Consider the following 20411-nt stretch of genomic DNA (forward strand, 5'->3'; position numbering starts at 1 on the left):
TCGCGGCCGGCCGCCGACAGCGTCGCATCGATGCTGTCCCCGAGCCCCTGCGGCCATCGGTGGATGAATTCGCAGTTTTCATGCTTCGCTCGCGCGAGAGGGCCCGCCGTGCCGGAACACGACCTCGCAGCGATGCGACCGTCGAGGCGGCACTGGCCATCCTGCGCGACCTCGCCCGCTTCCTCGCTGGCGAACGAGACAAGCAGGACTGGGCGCTGGCCGACGTCCACGATGTCGAAGCCTTCCTCGCCCACTCGCCCAAGGCCCGAAAGCGTCGCCTCGTCGTGCTCGGCCAGTTCTTCCGTTTCGCACGTTCCCGGAAGGTCGTGCTCGTCGATCCCTCCCACGGCCTGACGGCCCGAGGGCCGAGCGGCTTCACCGGAGCGACGCTGACACTCGACCAGCAACGGGTGTTGTTCCGCCGCTGGACTACCGGTCCGGCCGTCCACCCGCACGAGGCCCTGTTGGGCATGCTCGCCCTGTTGCACGGCGCCTCAAGTCGTGAGGTCAGGATGCTGCAGACCGTGGACCTCGACCCTCGTGCCCGGACTGCCCGACTCGGCGACCGTCCGCATCCGGTCCCCTTGGATCCAGCGTCATGGGCGGTGCTGGAACGCTGTCTGGCTCACCGCGAAGGCCAGCGGGCTGACAATCCCCACGTGATGGTCACCCGACAGACGAAGTCCGGCCGGGGACCGGCGTCCACCACCTATGTCAGCCACGTCCTCGACGCCTGCGGCCACCCGCCCCGCGTGATCCGCTGCACTCGACTGCTGGATCTGGTCAACAGCATGGATCCCAAACTCGTGGCCGCCGCGTTCGGCATGGACCCCGAAGCCACCATGATCTATCTCGCCGACCACGTCGATCCGGGGCGGCTTTCCGAGGAGAGCCCTTCTTCGAAGTAGCCGAATCACCGTCATGGGGCGTCGCGTCATGGCATTCTGAACACAGCTCTCGTCGGGACTGCCCGACAGGCGGCTCGTGACCGCCGGAGGGCACACAGCCTTAACGGACCCCGGACCAGGCACCTAACTCAAACCGGGTGAACCGGCCAGCGATCATGATCGTTGGACCGGGGCGTTTTTTGCTGCGGTAAGCCGCCCTGTCAGCGCGGAGGTCAACAGCGCTGACGGAGATGCCATGGCGGCGATTCTGCCGTTCTTGTCGAACCTTCCCATCAAACTTGCAGTTCTTGGCCTGGTCTACGTCGGACTGATCGCCGTCGTCGCGCTGGCTGCCGTGTTTTCCCGCACGCCGAGTCGTCGCAAGGATGCTCGGGAAGTGCTCCGACTTCTCCTGACCTGGGGACGTCTACCTCCCGGTGAAGGTGGCTCTCGTCAACGCGGAACCTCCTCGTCCCGCAGGAGGCAGCAACGTCTGCCGCCACCGAACCCGTGATGTTTCGGCGGCGCCTCGCACGGGTTCGCCGGAACATGTGCGCTTTGCCGAACGATTCGTTGGAGGCGATGGCGACGCTGATCTTCTCCTCGCGCGGCAGCGGCAGCGGCCGAAACCGGTTGTGCGTGCAGTTTCTGTTTCTCGCCGGGGCCCGATTCCCGCTGCTGCGGAAAAGAGGAACGCTGGCAGGGGTTTTCCGCGTCGCCGGAAGACATTGCTTCGGCTGTCCGTGCGTGATCTCCGGCTCGGTACAGACGGCTCTGTGCTGAAGCCGTGCTGCCCTGTGGGTGTCTCTCGTGGCCTGCCACGACCAGAGTCGCTGTCAGGCGCGGTGTGACGAGGGAGGTTGCACGGAAGGCGGGAGGACGGGATCCGCTGCCAGGGTGTCCCGGCGGAGCACCTTTGCCCGCCAGGCGGCTCAAAGTTCGTCTTAAGAACACTAATTGTTCACATGTTAAATGAATCACGCCTTGCGGACTTCCTGCTTTTGGTGATCAAGGTGATGGTTTGCCCTGAATTAATTGATCTGGACGAGTCCGCGAGGGGCGTCTACATTCCCTGAGTCTTGCATGTGCAGGACATGTAAAGGGCTTGGGGGGAGTGTCGTGGGCAGACGTCTGTGTGAGCATCCGGGGCGGGGTCTGAGGGGGATGTTCAGTGCACTGTTGGTAGCCGGTCTGCTGACCGCTGCCCCAGTGGCGGCTGCTACTCCTGTCACCGCGGCTCCGGGGACGGAGAGCGGATCCCGCAGTGTTCCTGCCACGGCTGCTGCCGCTACGGAGGCCGCGGCGCTTGCCAAGGCCGAGGAGACCGGGCAGGACATCGAGGTGATCTCGCGGCGTACTGAGACAGGTGAGGTGTATGCCAAGTCTGACGGTCGTCTGGAGGCGGTTGAGCATCTCCGTCCGGTCCGGACGCGCGTTGATGGTGAGTGGCGGGACATTGACACGCTGCTGCGGAAGCGGCCCGACGGTTCCGTCGTTCCCGCTGTGGCGTCCGTCGGTATCACGTTCTCGGGCGGCGGTGCCACGGCGCCGCTGGTGGCGCTGGAGCGGGCCGGCCGCGAGCTGTCACTGTCCTGGCCAACACCCTTGCCCGAGCCGGTGATCGACGGCTCGACGGCCGTCTATCCGTCGGTTCTGCCGGATGTGGACCTTCAGGTGCGGGCCGATATCGACGGCATCGCCCAGACCCTGGTCGTCAAGTCGGCGCAGGCGGGAGCCGATCCGAGGCTCGCTTCGCTGCGCATGGCAGTGGGCGCCGACGGCATGACGGTCGCGGAGACCTCCGACGGCGGGCTCGTCGCGACCGACCTGGGCTCCGGCGGACCGGTGTTCGAGGCGCAGCAGCCGATGATGTGGGACTCCAGCACCGGGACCGGCACCGGAACCGCCCCCCGGAAGGCCGCCTCATCGGCCCAGATCGCCGAGGGAGCAGCATCCAGCGGCCCCGGCGAGGCAGCGAAGGTCGCCCCGATCGGTGTCGACGTCACCGCCGATGGCGACGCTATCGTGCTCACCCCTGATCAGGAACTCCTGAAGGAAGCGACGTACCCGGTCTACATCGACCCGCAGTGGTACTCACCCAAGGCGTCGAACTGGACGATGGTCTCGCGCTACTGGGCATCGTCGCCGCAGTGGCGCTTCAACGGCGATGCCGACGCTGGCATGGGCTACTGCCCGGGAGACGTGCGCTGCGCACCGGAGGACGTCAAGCGTCTTTTCTATTCGATTCCGACCTCGCAGTTTGCCGGTAAGACGATCCTCTCCGCTGAGTTCGTGGTCCGCGAGACACACTCCGACAGCTGCACCAAGACGGATGTGGAACTGTGGCGTACCCAGGGCGTGTCCAAGTCCACGACATGGAACTCGCAGCTCGCGGGCGGGTTCTGGGCCGACCTGCAGCAGACGCGGTCCGAGGCCAAGGGATACGGCAGCGGCTGCCCGGCCGGTGACGTGGAGTTCTGGGCGCTGCGGGCTGTGCAGCAGGCTGCCGCCAACGGCTGGTCCACCACTACCTTCGGGCTCCGTGCCAAGAGCGAGACCGACCCCGCCGCATGGAAGCGTTTCTCTGATGACGCCTACCTGCGCGTGCAGTACAACAAGCCGCCCACGCAGATCAAGATGTCGCAGCTCAGCCAGGACCCGGGCGGGAGCTGTTCCTCGACGGCGCGGCGTGTACGGATTCTGCCCACGCTGCGCGCGAACGCTGTCACCGACCCTGACGGTGACAGCGTGGCGGTGCAGTTCCAGGCGACGTGGGACGCTGGCGACGGCAAGGGCCGCATTCCGCGGTGGACGTCGGCGAAGTCGACATCCAAGAAGTCTGGTTCGGACTTTTCGGTGACGATGCCGTCCAGCATCACCAAGAACGTGACCATCGGCTGGCACGTGCGTTCCTACGATGGTGCCCAGTGGTCTCCGTGGTCGTACGAGGGTTCCGCGACGGACTGCGCCATGGTTTATGACACGAGTGTGCCTGCCGCGCCCCGGATCGCGTCGGACGAGTATCCGAAGTCCTCCGCGGAGGACCCCGATGATCCGTGGCATGACGGCGTGGGCCGCTACGGCACCTTCGCCATCGACGCGACGCAGACCGATGTGACGAAGTACTGGTTCGGCGTGAACAGCGATCCGACCAGTGCGCACACCCTGGCCACCTCGGGCGGCGTCGCGAAGACGACGAGCTTCATGCCGACGAAGTCCGGGGTCAACTTCATCACCGCGCAGGCGTTCGACTCCGCAGGCAACGGCAGCAGCATCGCAACGTACTACTTCCGGGTGCGCGCCGGACAGCCGGACCGGCTGTCCATGGGCCTGGACGAGCCGGGCGGCTCCACCGCGGTGAGCGGGCAGGGCGAAGCCTGGCCGGCGGACCTGTCCGGAGGAGTGAGCGCCGGCGGTGAAGGGGTCTCCGGCGGCGGACTGCATCTGAGCGGTGTGGACGGAGAGGCCACAACGCTCTCCCCGGTTCTGAACACCTCGAAGAGCTTCTCGGTATCGCTGTGGGCGAAGCTGCCAGGAACCGACCAGGGGCGGGCCATGACCGCCGTGGCTCAGGCGGGGAACAACACCCATGGGCTTGAGATCTACTACTCCTCGGCGCTGGGGGGCTGGTCCTTCGTACGCTATACGGCGGACGCGGCGTCCGGCGCGGGCACGGTCCGCGCTGCCCAGCCGGCCTGTCCCGCCGGAGACACCGCCTGTGCCCAGGCGCGGGTGAGCCAGTGGACCCACCTTGTCGGCGTGTACGACAAGACCGCGAATCAGATGAGGCTGTACGTCGACGGCAAACTCGTTGCCACCACGGCGTACAGCGCCACTGACGCCTGGGACGCCCGTAGGTCGCTGCATTTGGGCGCCAATCATCTGGCCGGCAAGGCAGGCGGCTACTTCGCGGGTGACCTGGACGAGGTGCAACTCCTCGACTATCCGCTCACCGACGCCCAGGTGACCACGCTGAACAGCGGGAGTCCCGTCACCACGGGCCGCCCGGCCAAAGCGGTCTGGACGATGGACGAGAGCGCCTCGGCCACATCCATCGCTGGATACGGACAGAAGGTGACCGCGAACCTGCACGGTGGGACCGTTCTCGGCGGCAAGGGTGCCCAGGGCACCGCCCTCACGTTCAACGGCACCAACGGCTATGCCCAGACGGGGCAGTCTGTCCTGGACACGTACCAGAGCTTCTCCGTCTCCCTGTGGGCGCGCCTGCCCAAGGACAAGGCGGACAAGGCGATGACCATCGCCGCCCAGGGCGGCAAGGAACAGAGCGGCTTCGAGATCTACCACTCCTCGGCGTACGGTGGCTGGGTCTTCGTGCGCGCCGCCGAGGACACCTCGTCCTCGTCCTATGTACGGGCCACCTACGCGGCGTGCCCCGCGCACACCAACTGTGCGGCCGGTGGCCTGGGCGAGTGGTCGCACATCGTCGGGGTCCACGACATGGACGCGAACGAGATCCGGCTCTACGTCAATGGCGTACTGCGGTCGACTCAGCCGTTCACCGGACGGTGGAACGCTACAGGCCCTCTCACCCTCGGCGCGGCCCCGTACCCCACCGGGGTCGGCGGGTTCTTCCAGGGAGACCTCGATGACACGCGCCTGTACGACCGTGTCATCTCCGAGGACGAGATCAAGGACCTCTTCACCCTGCACCCCGTCGTCGAAGGACGCTGGAAGCTTGACTCGGCCACAACAGGAAGCCCGGCGGTGTCACCGGACGACTCCTCGGCGAACCGGGGGCTGACGCTGCGCGGTCAGGCCGCCATCGACACCACCGGCAACTCCAACTACGTGGGCACCGGCGGACTTGTCCTGAACGGTTCCAGCGCCTACGCCGACACCACCACGTCACCGGTTCACACCTCGGAGAGTTTCACAGCGGCTGCCTGGGTGAGCACGGCCGGCCGGCCGGATCATCCGGTAGCGGTGATGTCCCAGGCTGGAGCCGTCGAATCCGGCTTCGTAGTGCGCTACGTGCCGGACACGACAGATCCCGAGAACGCTGGCACCTGGCAACTGCAAATGCCTGACAAGGACACCACAGCCGCGAGCCGGCCCGTCGCTGAGCACTCGAACTTTCAGAACAACACGAGCTGGAACCACATCGCGGTGGTGTATGACGCCTTCGCCGACCAGATGCGGCTGTATGTCGACGGAGAGTTGCGGCAGGTCGTGTGCTCCGACAGCGACCAGGACGGCTCCCAGGACGATCCAGCGTGCACCGGCCACGTCTCCTGGAACAGCAACGTGACACCCTTCGACGCCGGGGGCGGCCTCCAACTCGGACGGGCCAGGGCCGCAGGCACATTCGGTGAGTACTGGCCCGGAGTGATCGACGACGTATGGCTCTTCCAGGGAGTGCTGAGCGAGACACAGATCGCCAATCTCGCGAACGGCGGCGACCTGGCCACCAGCCCCGGGCCTTGACCGGCTCTTCCCGCATCGGCCCGCGACCGGGCCATGAGCAGCGCCAACTTCATCTGTATCAAGGTCATTTCAAGCGAGATGCCCCGTCGCAGGGGCACCGACCGCGTGCGTCCCACGCGGCTCAGGACGGGCATAGAAGATGGAGCGAGGAATGGCAGCGAAGACCCGGACCCGGATACGGCGCAGAATCGCCGTGATGATCTCCGTAGCACTGATCGGCACCCTGCTACAGGGTGCCCTCACCCCGGCCGCCCAGGCCGACGACATGCCGAAGGTCCCCGCGTCGGAGAAGCCTCTGAGCGGGCACGGGGTCAAGATGCTGCCCCGCGTGACCAAGGGCGCGCCCGGTATCCCCCGGCAGGCGCCCAAGCCGGTCTGGCCGAAGGCCGCCTCCGCCACAGTCACGCTCCAGCCAGGTGCCGGAACTGCGGCTGTCAGAGCGGGAAGCACACCAGTCTCACTGACGGCTCCGGCCGCGCCCAAGGGCGCGAGGACACCCGTCGCACCGCTCACGGGCGCGGCCATGGTCCAGGTGCTGGACCACCAGGCAGCCCGGCGTGCGGGCGTCGACGGCATGCTCTTCTCTCTCCAGCGCCGTTCCGCGACTACCGGGGACCGGGTGAGGATCGGCATCGACTACTCGGCTTTCGCCCAGTCATACGGAGCCAGCTACGCCTCCCGGGTGAAACTGGTGCGGCTGCCCGCATGCGCGGCCACCACCCCAGGAAAGAAGGGCTGCACCACCCCCAGCGCGATCACCACCCGCAACGACCTGTCCACGCAAACCCTCACTGCCGACTCCGTCACGGTGCCCGCCTCCAGCCAGAGCTCCCTGTTCGCGCTGACCGCAGGCACCTCCAGCGACCGCGGCGACTACGCCGCCACATCCCTCTCCCCGTCTGCGGCGTGGAACACGGACCTGAACGCGGGAGACTTCTCCTGGTCGTATGACATGCCGGTCCCGGGCACCCCGGGCAAGTTCGCTCCGTCCGTGAGCATGTCGTACTCCTCCGGCGCCATCGACGGCCGCACCTCCAACACCAACAATCAGTCCTCATGGGCCGGTGACGGCTTCAACCTGTGGTCGGGCTCGATCGAGCGCGCCTACAAGCCGTGCGCGGACGACGGGGTCAAGAACGCCGACGGGCGAAAGCCGGGTGACCTGTGCTGGGCCTACGACAACGCGTCCATCTCCTTCAACGGCCACGCCGGCGAGCTGATCCCGACCGGAGCCGACACCTTCAAGATCAGGGGCGATGACGGCACCAAGGTCGACCGCCTGCGCGGGACCGCCACCGATGTGCGGGCCAACGGCGCCCGCAATGACGAGTACTGGCGCGTCACCACCACGGACGGCACCCGCTACTACTTCGGCTACAACCGCTTGGAAGGCTGGGCCTCGGGCAACCCCACCACCAATTCCACCTGGACCGTCCCGGTCTTCGGCAACGACACCGGCGAGCCGTGCCACGCCGCGACCTTCGCCGAATCCTGGTGCCAGCAGGCCTGGCGGTGGAACCTCGACTACGCGGTCGACGCACGCGGCAACTCCATCGGCTACTTCTACAACAAGGAAACCAACACCTACGCCCGCAACCTCAAGCCCGAGGACGAAACCTCCTACGACCGCGGCGGATCGCTCGACCACATCGACTACGGGCTGCGCAACACCACCAACTACTCGGCAAAAGCCCTCGCGCGGGTCGACTTCACCTCCACCGAACGGTGCCTGCCCGAGACGGGCGTGACCTGCGACGCCTCCACGATCGACAGCAAGGCGTTCTACTGGTACGACACGCCCTGGGACCTGAACTGCGCGTCTGGAGCCGACTGCACCAAGTCCGCGTCCCCGACCTTCTGGACACGCAAGCGCCTGACCGACGTGACCACGCAGGTCCTCAAGCCGGACAGCAGCGGATACACCCCGATCGACACCTGGCACCTGGACCACGGCTGGGGCATGGCCGACATTGACTACCAGCTCCTGCTGAAGTCGATCCAGCACACCGGAAAATCAACCACCCCGAACATCACGCTACCGAAGGTCACCTTCGGCTACGACCAGCGTGCCAACCGCCTCGACACCCTCGGCGACGGCACCGCGCCGTTCATCAAGGAACGCCTGTCCCAGGTCGTCGACGAATCCGGCGGGCAGCTCAACGTCGGCTATTCGGATGCCGCCTGCGATCCGGCCCATCTGCCGGCACCTGAGTCGAACACCACCCGCTGCTATCCCGTCTACTTCACCAAACAGGGTGACGAGAACCCTTCACTGCAGTGGTTCAACAAGTACGTCGTCGATTCGGTCACCCAGACCGACCGCACCAAAACCTCCCCGGACATGGTCACGCGCTACTCCTACCTCGACGGCGCGGCCTGGCACTACGACGACGATGACGGACTCACCAAGCAGAAGTACAAAACCTGGTCCACCTGGCGCGGCTACGGCCACGTGCGGGAGCAGACGGGCGGCCAGGACCCGGTCGGCATGAAGTCGCAGACCGATCATTACTTCCTGCGCGGCATGGACGGAGACAAAAGCAAGCCGGACCCCGTCACCGTGCCCGACGGCAACGGCGGCACCATCACCGACCACGACTCCGCCGCAGGCTTCGAGTACAAGACCGAGCAGTACAGCGGTCCTGCGGGCAAAGTCCTCATCAGGACCGTCAATACGCCGTGGCATCACGAGACGGCCAAACGAGTCCGCGACTGGGGCACCACCACCGCCAACCTGACCGGCACCGCCGGCACCCGCACCTGGACCTCCCTCGACGACGGCGCCGGCAGCAGATGGCGCAAGACCCACTCGGCCAACACCTTCGAGAACACGGCTGGGCGCATCACACGGACCGATGACTTCGGCGACGAGAGCATCTCCCGTGACGACCAGTGCACCCGCATCACTTACGCCGACAACACCACCGCCTGGATCCTGACTACCACCGCCCGCGTGGAGACCGTGGCAGTCGCCTGCGACACCATGCCGAACCGGGCGAAGGACGTCATCGCGGACGTCCGCACCGCCTACGACGGACAGGCCTACGGCACACCTCCCATCAGGGGCGACGCCTCGCGCACCGCCACCCTGAAGTCACACGACGGCACCACCGCCACCTACACGGAGGCAGGCGCCACATTCGACACGGCAACAGGCCGCACGTCGACCGTCACCGACATCACCGGCACCGTCACCGCCACCGAAACCACCGCCCCCGTACGCACCGACCGTACCGATGGCCGCACCACCACCACCGCCTACAGCCCCACCAGCGGCTTCCCCACCAACGTCACCGTCACCAGCCCACCCGCCACGCCGGGCACCCCCGCCACCTCGCAGACCACCACGACCACCTACGACACGCTGCGCGGACTGCCGGTCACTGTTCTGGACACCAACAACAGGCGCACCGATACCACCTACGACGCACTCGGCCGCAAACTCAAGGTCTGGCTGCCGAACCGCTCCAAGGCCAACAACGACATCCCTAACTACGAGTTCAGCTACACCATCACCGACAAGAACGCCGTCGCGGTAGCAACCAAAACCCTCAAGAGCGACAGCGCCCAGCAGACCGCCTACACCGTTTACGACGGATTCCTGCGCCCCCGCCAGAGTCAGACACCCGGCCCGGACGGCGGCCGCCTGGTCAGCGACACCTTCTACGACGAGCGCGGCATGACAGCGAAATCCTTCGCGCCGTACTACAACACGCTCGCCCCCTCGGCAGACCCGCTTATCCTCGATGACGCACTCGCGGTCGAAACCCAGACGTGGAACACCTACGACGGCCTGGGGCGCGTCACCAAGTCCCAGCAGGTGGCGGGCAACGGCGACGGCGGCAGCGTATTGGCCACCACCAGAACCGACTACGGCGGCGACCGGACGATCGTCACCCCGCCGCAGGGAGCCACGCCCACCACCACCGTCTTCGACGCCCGAGGCAATACAACCGACCTGCTGCAGTACGACGCCAATGCCCCTGGACGTGCGCCGGACACCACTCACTACGACTACACTCCCGCAGGCAGACTGGCAGGACTGACAGACCCTTCCGGTAACACGTGGACTTACACGTACGACCAGCGCGGGAACATGACCGACGTCCACGACCCGGACAAGGGTGACTCGGCTTCCGGCTACGACGACCGCAACCTGCTCACCTTCACCCGCGACGCCCGCCAGCGGACCGTCACCCATGTGTACGACGGACTCGGCCGCGAGACCGAAACCCACGACGGCGAGGCGTCCGGGCCCCTGCTGACCAAGCACGTCTGGGACCCGTCCAGCTACGAGGGCCAGCTCGCCTCCGCCACCCGCTACATCGGCGGAGCCAGTGGTCTCGCCTACACCACCACATACAACATCTACGACACCCTCTATCGGCCCAACCGGATCACCACCACCATTCCCTCCGTCACCGGTGAAGAGGCACTGGCCGGCTCGTACCAGTCCAACATCAAGTACAACGCCAACGGCACCGTCCAGTCGACCAGTTACCCCGCAGCAGGCTCCCTTGCCGCAGACACCCTGACTCCTACCTACGACGCCACACTGCGCCCCGTCACCCTGTCCGGCACCGGCGCAGTCACCTACCTCACCAACACCACCTACAGCTACACAGGCAAGCCGCTGCAGTTCACCTACCAAAGCGGCGGCAAGAGAACCGAGGCCACCTACACCTACCAGTGGGGCACCCAGCGCCTGGCCAACGCCCGCGTCGACCGGGAGGACGTGCCCGGCGTCGACAAGTCCTCCACCTACGGATACGACGAGGCCGGCAACGTCACCTCCATCAATGACGTCTCACGTGACGGCACCGACAACCAGTGCTTCCAGTACGACTACCTCACCCGCCTGACCGAGGCCTGGGCCCAGCCCACCCCCACCTGCGCAGACAAGCCCAGCGGCTCCGTCCTCGGCGGGCCCGCCCCGTACTGGCTGTCCTACACCTACGACCTCAGCGGCAACCGGAAGACCCAAACGCTCCACGACAAAACGGGTGTTGCCGCCAAGGACGTCCAGCAGACCTACACCTACCCCGACGCCAAAGCCACCCGTCCGCACTTCCTCACCCAGGTCGACACGGTCGGCCCCGACGGCACCTCCAGAAGCAGCTACACCCCCGACGACGCCGGAAACACAGCCACCCGCACCATCAACGGGAACAAGCAGACCCTGGACTGGGACGTCGAAGGACACCTGGCCAAAGTCACCCAGGACGACGGCAACGGCGGCACCAAGACCCTCGCCTCCTACATCTACGACGTGGACGGCAACCGCCTGATCTCCCGCACTGCCACTGACACCACCCTCTACCTCGGCGCCACCGAACTCACCCTTACCAAGGGCGCCACCAAGGCCAAAGCCACCCGCTACTACGACCTCGGCGGCGGCAACCAGGCCATCCGCACCGACGACAACAAACTCTCCTTCCTCATCGGAGACCACCACGGCACCTCCGAACTGGCCATCACAGCCACCGACCTGGCCATGCAGCAACGCCGCTCCACCCCCTTCGGCACCCCACGCGGCACTACGCCCACAGCCTGGCCAGGGCAGAAGGGATTCATCGGCGGAACCCAGGACACCACCACCGGCCTCACGCACCTCGGCGCCCGCGAATACGACCCGGACACAGGCCGCTTCCTCAGCGTCGACCCGGTCATGGACACAGCCGACCCCCAGCAACTCAACGCATACAGCTACACCGAGAACAACCCCGTCACCTACAGCGACCCCACAGGCCGCACCAAGTGCGACATCAACCCCGAACTCTGCAACCACAAAACCTCTCCGACAGTCGAAAAGGAAAAGGCCGACGGAGCCTACAGAGCAGAACAAAAAGAGCAGAAGGAAGAGAAGGAAGTCAAGAAGAAACAAAAGGAAATAAAGGAGGCCTACGACTATCTATTTGCTCCCGCTAAATGCTTCGGGAACGGATTCAGTTCTAGTTCGAAGTTTGACGTCTGTTATACACAGGCGGAAATAGATGCCGACAAGTCGATGCTCAGGGAAATGCTCTCGGCGCTCGGCGACGCGACAGTCGTAATTCCCTGGGCCAAGTGCGTAGCAACCCATGATGAGCGCGCTTGTTACATCACGGGGGAGGCCATCTCGACTCTCGACATCGGACCAATCGCGGGTGGCTCCGTGCGGTTCGCTCGCGCACTTTCCAGAACTGAGAGAGCCCTGTGCAGTTTCACCCCCGCCACCCGCGTGCTGATGAAGGACGGGCAGGCGAAGCCCATCGGGAAAATCAAACCCGGGGACAAGGTCGCAACGGCTGATCCTAAAACAGGGAAACGCCAAGGAAACAGAACCGTCAGCGCACAGCTGATTCATCGCGACGACGACCTCATCGACCTCACCATCCGCGACAAGAACAACAAAACAGCCAAAATCCACACCACGGCCGGTCACCCCTTCTGGGACGACACGCTTCGCACGTGGATCCCTGCTGGCCAACTCGCCATCGGCCACACCCTGAACACAGCCGACGGCCGCCATGCCCAGCTCCTCGGCATCGAAAACAGGGCCGGCACGGCAGAAATGTACAACCTGACTGTCGAGCAGCTCCACACGTACTATGTGCTGGCGGGCGAGATGCCGATTCTTGTCCACAATGCTGGTGGACCGGGATCTCCTGCGAAGGGTGACAAAGGTACTCAGCGATTGATTGCTGAGCTCGAGGCAAATGGCTACATGATTCGCGGCACGGAAATCAGCGCAACGGCTGCGAATGGAGTGAATATTCGTTTCGATGTCGTTGCAGAGAAGGATGGAGCGCTTCATCTGTTCGATGCCAAGAATGGCCCGCGGGCCATGTTCACCAAGCCGCAAGGACGGAAAGGGGGCTATGCCTCAATTGAGGCCAATGGCGGGACCTGGTACGGGCCTAACGCCCAAGCTGCCGGCCTGCAAGGCAGCTTCGGTGCAAACGAAGTCAGGATTGCTGGGTATGGTGGCTACAAGTTCAGCGGCCTGTGCCGCTGATGATTGAGAGGAGGCAGGGTGTCTTCGTTGAAGAACGAGGCGCTTGCCGCTTGCCAGGTCGCCTTGGCTCAGCTCGGCTTCGTGAAGCGCGGTGGAGCCTTTCTCCAGGAACGGGGCGGCGAGGCAGGCGGGTGGATCGGCCTCAACTTGGCCACCCATGGGCTCCCTCGCTTGTTCAAGATCAACCCTGTGGTGGGTGTCCGATTCGCTCATCTTGAGAAGATTCTCCTCACGCTGCGCGATGACGTGCCGAAGAAGCCGATGCCGGTGATTTCTAAGCCTCTCGGCTATCTCATGCCTGAGAACTCCTTCCGGTTCTGGGAGTTCCTTGAAGGTGGAGATATCGAACGAGTGGCTAAATCCTTGGCTGGCGCCGTGCGTGAGTATGGGGAGCCGTACATCGCTACCTATTCCGATTGGGATGTATTTTCGCGCGACGTTGGCGATGTAGGGTTGCTGGTGGAGCATGAACGGGCCAAGGTTTTGCCGATCGTGCATCTCATCAATGGGGATCGTGAAGAGGCTCGACGAATCATCGAAAGCGAACTAGAGCGCGTGGCAAGTTCGGGTGACATGTATGCCCAGTCGTATCGAAAATTCGCAGAGAAATTCTCTGGAGAGTTCGGGTGATTGGTGTCATTAACTTCTCTAGGTATATTTGACGGCAACGCAGTCGGCCGCTGGAGTGCCCACAAGTTTGGGGGCCTGTTGAGTCGGCACGGAGCGCGGTGCCGGTGTCGCCATCGGTCCGTTTCTCCGTGCCGCTCGCCGAACCCGGTGTACCCGTCTCCGAGTACCGGGCTCTCCACGAACTCTCTGCCGTTCAGGCGTGGTTGAGGCGGGTCCAGGGAGGCAACGCAGTTTGGTTCGTTGAGCAGTGAGGGGGGCTGCCAAACAACGGTGGGCCTCCAGAGCGGGCCATGACGTCGTCGAGCGCTCCGCACGAGCCGTGTTCGGCCAGAATCTGTTCCGGCAGTCCAGCATGCTCCACGACAGCGAACGCTGGACCACAAGCGTTGGCACGCCCATCTGGAAACAGACTCCGTCTCTTCCCTGAAGCCACGTCGACGCCCGGGCAGAGAACTGATCTTCCACCGCCTCCGCAGGGTGTGCTATCTCGACGGCTGCTGCTCGATCGTGTAACTACCGCTCACTGTGACCGTCCTGCGCAGGGCGGTCACGGTCAGAACTGCTCAGAGCATGTCCGTTGGGCGGTGTGAACTGGCCGCGAGGGACGAGGCCTTGCCGTCCTGAAACACGGACTCCAGCGAAAGCATGTGCTTGATGACGCCGCCTCCACCGGGACCTGCACGGCGCCGAGGCATTTCGCTCCCAATGCAGCCACCCACGGCTGTCAGTACCCGGCGTTACCCTGCTGGCAGGGGAACTCGCAACCACGTCGGCCAGGCTCAGTCCGGCGGCAGACGCGATCCGTTCGGCCTTCGCCGTCTCGTATCCGGCCAGCGCCGCATCCGAGGCGCGGACCCCGGACTCTGCGGCCCCGCAGACACCGGCACCGGCTGCCGCCGAACCACCACCCTCCAAGGCCACCGGAGCCCCTGCTCCCGCCACGCCTCAGGCAGCAGCGGCACCCGAGCCGCCCGCTGCTCCTGCGCCCGAGGCCGCCGCCGTACCGGTACCCGCAGCGCTGGGTGAGTCCCGCGTCCTGCCGTCCATCCCCGACGGCCCTGACGGGGACCGCTGGTTCGGACACACGGCGAACCTGGCCTCCACCCACCCCAATTTCACCCAGCAGGCCCGCTCTACCGTCTTCCTTGACACCACCACGGGCATGCTGGTCCACCGCGACCGGACCACCCGCCTTGACCTGCCGACCGCCTCGGCCGGGGAGATCCTCGACGCCGTCTTCCACACCGTGCCCGAAGGCGTGGAGCGGATCTACATCATCGCCGGTGATCCCTGGCACCGCGACGCCGGCCGCTACCCCTATCTCAGGGACGCCGTCACCGCCTGGCTCAATGCTCCTGCCGCCAGCTGGCGCACTGACACCGGGCGCGGTAAGGACCGGATGGCCGGGTACTTCGTCCATGCTCGCAACCCCGTCGGCCGCTACCAGCACGTCAGCGGCGAACAGCACGTGGAGATGCGGTCGGTGGGGGAGTGGTTCGACTCCGACGGCGCTGATCCCGCGACCATCCGTGACGCGTTCGTCCTGCTGTGGAAGGCGCTGCGCGTCCACTGGCCCGACGCCGTCGTCATGGGATCCCCCTCGCAGACCGGCCGTGACCTGTGGACCCGCACCATCCCCACCCTCGGCCAGTACGCCGACGGCTATCCCGTCCTGTCCGAGGAACTACGCGGCCTGCTTCATGCCACCGCCGGCCAGGGACGCACCGAACTCATCACCCCGCCCGCTGTCCCGGAACAACTCCCCGCCCTGGTCGAGTACGACCGGACCTTCGCCTACGCCAAACACACCTGGAAATCCGCCGTCGGCGCACCCCGCAGCGGGTCACCGCCACGGCATTCGCCTCCTGGGGCGAGAAGGAACAGACGAAGGCCCTGTTCGGGTCTGGCCCAAGTTGTGTGAGGCGGCTACTCGTTGTAGTTGTTGATCTATGTTGCAGGGGCCCGGAGGTCGCCCGGAATTCGCTCCTCGTATGGCTGGCGTGCTCGACATTCGGTCGCCGTGAGCGAAGATCCCTCTGCGGTGCATGAGCTGTTGTTCCCTTCGAACACGATGGTTGTGATCACGTCCGTCGAGACGGACGGCGAAGCGATACGCGTCAAGGCACGGTGCACCGCGAGTGCTGCTTGCTGTCCGGCGTGCGAGAACTGGTCGGCTCAGGTTCACGGTTCCTACCAGCGATTCCCTACGGATCTTGCCTGCGGTGGGAAGCCGTGTGTGCTGATGCTGAGGGTCCGCCGGTTCGTCTGCGCGACTCCGGCCTGTTCGCGACACACGTTCGTCGAGCAGGTGCCGGGGCTGACCAGGCGCCATGGCCGGACCACCGAGCGTCTGCGGTCCACGATGAGCAAGGTCGGGTTGGCGCTCGCCGGGCGGGCCGGTGCACGCCTCGCTGCTCATCTGGGCATCGTGACCAGTCGCAATACGCTGTTGCGGCGGGTGATGGACCTGCCCGACCCGGCACCGACCGAGCCCCGCGCCGTCGGTGTGGACGACTTCGCCCTGCGCCGCGGTCACGTCTACGGAACGGTCGTGATCGACGCCGAGACACACCAGGTCCTCGACCTGCTCCCCGAACGCGACGCCGCCACCCTCGCCCCCTGGCTCGCGGCCCATCCCGGAATCGAAGTCATCTGCCGCGACCGCGCCGGCGCCTACGCCGAAGCGGCCGACACCGCCGCGCCCCAGGCCCTCCAGGTCGCCGACCGGTTCCACCTCTGGCAGAACCTCGCTTCCGCCGTCGAGAAAACGGTGGCCGCCCATCGCTCCGGCCTGCGTGACCTGCCGCTGCCGGTCCCCGAGCCGGAACCCGTCTGGGAGACGCCGAAAGGAGAAGCCTCTGGTCGGGACGATGAAACGGACCCGCCGACGGGCAAGTTCGCCGAGCGGGCCCGGATGCACCACGCTCTGGTCCACGAACTCCTCGCCCAGGGCATGAGCCTGCGGGCCGTCGCCCAGCATCTGGGCTGGGGCCGACACACTGTGCAGCGATACGCCCGCGCCGCTTCCTGGCAAGACATGGTCAAGGGCCGCAAGCGTCAGCTCCCGAGCAAGCTCGATCCGTTCAAGCCCTACCTGGCCGCACGCTGGGCCGAGACCAGCGGAAGAGTGACGGTCCTCGCCCTCTTCCGGGAGATCACCGCCCGAGGCTTCCGCGGCCACTACTCCATCGTCTGCGACTGGGTCCGCCGCGATCTGCCCCTGCGGGAAGGCTTCACACCCGCCCCGCCACCACCGTCAGTACGACAGGTGACCGGCTGGCTCACCCGGCACCCGGCCACCCTGACCGAAGAGGAGAAGCTCCGCCGCAAGGCAGTCCTCGACCGCATCCCGGAACTGGCCTCCGCCGCCGAACTGACCAGCTCGTTCGCGGAAATGCTCACCACGCTCGACGGACTGCGCCTGCCCGAATGGATCGCCGAGGCGATGACAGCCGGCCTGCCCGGCATCAGCAACTTCGCGGCCGGACTCGAAAGCGACTTCGACGCGGTCACCGCCGGACTCACCACCGACTGGAACTCCGGCCCCGTCGAAGGAACAGTCAACCGGATCAAGATGCTCAAACGGCAGATGTTCGGCCGGGCTGGATTCCCGCTCCTCCGGAAACGAGTCCTCCTCGCGTGACCCAGCGTCACCGGCTCACACAACTTGGGCCAGACCCCGGCCTGGATCGCGCCGGGACCACCGTCAGTGCGTCGGCTCACCGGCTGGATCACCCGCCACCCCGACGGTCTCGGGAGAACACGAGAAGCAGCAGCTCAAGGCAGTACTCGCTGCCTGCCCCAAGCTGGACGCAGCATTCGGCCATGTCCGTTCGTTCGCGCGGATGCTGACCAGTCTCGAAGGCGAGAAGCTACCGGAGTGGATCGCCGCGGCCAGCGCGGAAGACCTGCCCGGCATCAGTTCCTTCGCCCGCGGCCTCGAACGCGACATCGAGGCCGTCACAGCCGGACTCACCCAGCCGTGGAACTCCGGCCTCGTCGAAGGCAACGTCAACCGCATCAAGATGCTCAAGCGGCAGACCTACGGACGAGCCGGATTCTCGCTCCTCCGCAAGCGCATCCTTCTGACCTGACGACCACCCAGCGTCACCGGACCACGGAACTTGTGCCAGAGCCCAACGGAACCTGCCACAAACACCCTGGCCGCCCGCGACCTCAAAGAAGGACGCCGCACCACGCATCCCGAACTGGTGCTGTTCACGATCTGGGGCGATCTGCAGGATTACGCCGCCTACGACCCCGCCGGCCGTGACCTGCAACCCCTGGTCGACCTGGTCGATACCCACGGCGCGGACGCCATCCTGACCGCCGTCGACCATCTCGCCCCCGAAGACCAGGCCGAGGTAACCGTCTCACCGCGCACAAGGCCAAAGGCCGGGAATGGGCACAGGTGAAGATCGCCGACGACCTCACCCCACCCTCCGACGGCCCGCCGCACGACACGGGGCAGGGGACGGCCCGTCGGATCGACGACAAGGATGCCTGCTTGGCCTACGTAGCCGTCACCCGTACCTGGCGCCGCCTCGACATCGGCGGCCTGTCCTGGATCAACGAGCATCCGGAAGGAGCATCGGCCGGTCCTCAGCCACCGTGGTGATGCTCAGGGCGGGTTCCGGGCGTTCGGAGCCTCCGCTGGAAGGTGCACGGGGGGCAGCGGTACGGATCGCAATGATCCGGGACGGGCGGCTGCCCTTGTCGGTGACGGCGCATGCGAGAAGCCCGCAGTGGCCGCCCGCTGTCCACAGACGGCCCCCGGCAGGCTTCTTGAGCTATGAACATCAGCTCGCCGGGCATCGCCCGGAACGACAGGAAGGCGCCGCGCTGCGAGCGCCACGATGCCTTCCTCCGCCGGGAGGAGCAGGCCGAGTTCGCAGCCCGGTTCCCGGCTGGCCGCCGGGCGCAGATGGCGTTCCTCCTGGCTAACTACGCTGGCAACGTCTCCATGGTCGGGGCGCTCTTGGGCACTGGAGTGTGTACGGTGCGCCGCCACTGCCGTGGGTGGCCGCCACCGCCCGGGCTCGGGCTGCGCCGGGTCCTGCGCCGCCGTGTCGTGGACCTCGTGTGCCCCCCCGGTGCCTGTCCGATCGTGTGGTGGAAGAGGCGCGCCAGGCGAATCGGGAAGCCCGGCGCGCGGCCCGACGGATTCCGCGTGATCGGGGCGGCCTGGATCGCTGACACCCGCGTGCCCGAGAACCTTCAGCCCCTTCAGAACGCTGAAAGCTTTTCTGCATCATTGATAGTGAAAAGCTGACTAAGATGCGAAAATTGCATGGTTCGGGTAAGGTGGTGGCATGGGATTGAGCTTGGAGGAGTCGCTGCGACTGACGGTGGCCGCGTTGATGCAGGTAACGGGTGAATCGCAGCGGTCGGTTGCGGGGGTGCTGAGGCTGACGCAGACACAGGTGTCGCGCCGGCAGTCGGGCGCCATCTCCTGGAGCCTGCGCGACGTCGACGTCCTGGCCGAGCACTACGGCATCGGTGCGCTGGACTTGCTGGCGGGTCCGACCAGAGCGTGCGAGGCGCTGCCCGCCGACAGGCGCCGTTCCGTCCGGACCGAAGCGAAGGGGACGAGCCGGTGAGCGACTTCGACGCAATCGACTCGCTGCTTGATGCCGTCGGCCCGGAGGCTGAACTCCCGCCCTGTCAGGTACGCCGCGAGCTGCGGGAGCGGGCTCGGCTGTCCAAGGCGCAGGTGGCACGCGCGCTCGGCGTGAGTCCGTCCACCCTCAGCGGATGGGAGAGCAGCCGTGACCCGGCCGGCGAGATCCGCACCAAATACGCGTACCTGCTGGACGGACTGAACACCAAGCTTGCCACCGACACCGAGACGACGGCGGCGCCGGTTACGAAGCAGCCCCTCACATCAGGCACAGCCGTGACCGTCACCCCCTCGTCTTCGCCGGCCCCGGGCCAGGATGAGGACGGGGACGACGTAGAGCTGCTCGTCGTACCCGAGCCGTGTGTGCTGTGCGGCTGTCCGGCCGGACAACGCGTGGCAGGGTTCGCTCAGCACCTGACCCCGGCTGACTGCCGGCCCACCGCCGCCAAAGCCCCCGCTGCCGCGCCGGCCCGGCCAGCTGAACAGTCCACCGCGCAGACCCCGAAAGTGCCGCTGCGCACGGCGCGTCCGGCGCGTGCGACGGAGCGTTCCAAGGGCCCGGCCCGCCGCGCGTTCCAGGAGCCGTCCGGTCCGGTCGACCTGATCCGCGAGGCCGTGCAGGGCGCGCTCGCCGAGCACCGGGGCGACGTCGACGCAGCCACGGCGGCGCTGGTGAAGCGGGCGATCCCGGACGCGATGCGACTGCTGGACGAGGCCCGCAAGGGCGCCCGCTACGACGTGATCGCGCATCCCTGGATCCCCGACATCCTCATGCTGAGTCTCATCTCGATGTCCAGCGGGATTCTCATCGTGATGCCATGTGTCCGTTGTC

The 20411-nt window shown here is 66.1% G+C and carries 10 protein-coding genes and 2 pseudogenes; all 12 read left to right on the forward strand.

Annotated elements, in window-relative coordinates; all coding sequences use genetic code 11:
* A pseudogene (locus GA0115259_RS03195) lies at window positions 1-908 on the forward strand (site-specific integrase); the annotation flags it as partial.
* A gap of 235 nt (window positions 909-1143) precedes the next feature.
* A complete protein-coding gene (locus GA0115259_RS38790; protein WP_107469130.1) occupies window positions 1144-1401 on the forward strand; it encodes a hypothetical protein in 258 nt (85 codons plus the stop codon).
* A gap of 68 nt (window positions 1402-1469) precedes the next feature.
* Window positions 1470-1670 carry a hypothetical protein gene (locus GA0115259_RS39530; RefSeq protein ID WP_141716435.1) on the forward strand — a complete coding sequence of 67 codons (201 nt, stop codon included), beginning with the start codon at window positions 1470-1472 and terminating at the stop codon, window positions 1668-1670.
* 252 nt (window positions 1671-1922) lie between these two features.
* Window positions 1923-6332: a LamG domain-containing protein gene (locus GA0115259_RS03200; RefSeq protein ID WP_237539725.1), complete on the forward strand. Its 4410-nt coding sequence runs from the start codon at window positions 1923-1925 to the stop codon at window positions 6330-6332.
* A gap of 151 nt (window positions 6333-6483) precedes the next feature.
* Complete coding sequence (locus GA0115259_RS03205; RefSeq protein WP_093590522.1) at window positions 6484-13329, forward strand: RHS repeat-associated core domain-containing protein; 6846 nt, start codon at window positions 6484-6486, stop codon at window positions 13327-13329.
* Window positions 13330-13347: 18 nt separating this feature from the next.
* Window positions 13348-13959 (forward strand): hypothetical protein, encoded by a 612-nt coding sequence (locus tag GA0115259_RS03210; protein WP_093590525.1) that lies wholly within the window; start codon window positions 13348-13350, stop codon window positions 13957-13959.
* 1162 nt (window positions 13960-15121) lie between these two features.
* Entirely contained in the window at window positions 15122-15880 is a 759-nt protein-coding gene (locus GA0115259_RS03215; RefSeq protein WP_345940987.1) for a hypothetical protein, read from the forward strand.
* Between the two features lie 150 nt (window positions 15881-16030).
* Window positions 16031-17602: an ISL3 family transposase gene (locus GA0115259_RS03220; RefSeq protein WP_202449614.1), complete on the forward strand. Its 1572-nt coding sequence runs from the start codon at window positions 16031-16033 to the stop codon at window positions 17600-17602.
* The gene (locus tag GA0115259_RS42665) at window positions 17562-18053 is read left to right on the forward strand and encodes a transposase (RefSeq protein WP_093590531.1); all 492 of its coding nucleotides are present in this window, start codon (window positions 17562-17564) and stop codon (window positions 18051-18053) included. Before GA0115259_RS03220 ends, GA0115259_RS42665 begins: the two co-directional genes overlap by 41 nt.
* A gap of 66 nt (window positions 18054-18119) precedes the next feature.
* A pseudogene (locus GA0115259_RS03230) lies at window positions 18120-18577 on the forward strand (DNA helicase); the annotation flags it as partial.
* Between the two features lie 694 nt (window positions 18578-19271).
* Window positions 19272-19559 carry a helix-turn-helix domain-containing protein gene (locus tag GA0115259_RS03240; protein ID WP_093590534.1) on the forward strand — a complete coding sequence of 96 codons (288 nt, stop codon included), beginning with the start codon at window positions 19272-19274 and terminating at the stop codon, window positions 19557-19559.
* Window positions 19556-20411: helix-turn-helix domain-containing protein (locus GA0115259_RS03245; protein WP_141716436.1), on the forward strand; the 856-nt coding region annotated here is incomplete at its 3' end. The genes GA0115259_RS03240 and GA0115259_RS03245, both read left to right, overlap by 4 nt.

This window comes from Streptomyces sp. MnatMP-M17 (genome assembly GCF_900091995.1).
Taxonomy (GTDB): Bacteria; Actinomycetota; Actinomycetes; order Streptomycetales; family Streptomycetaceae; genus Streptomyces.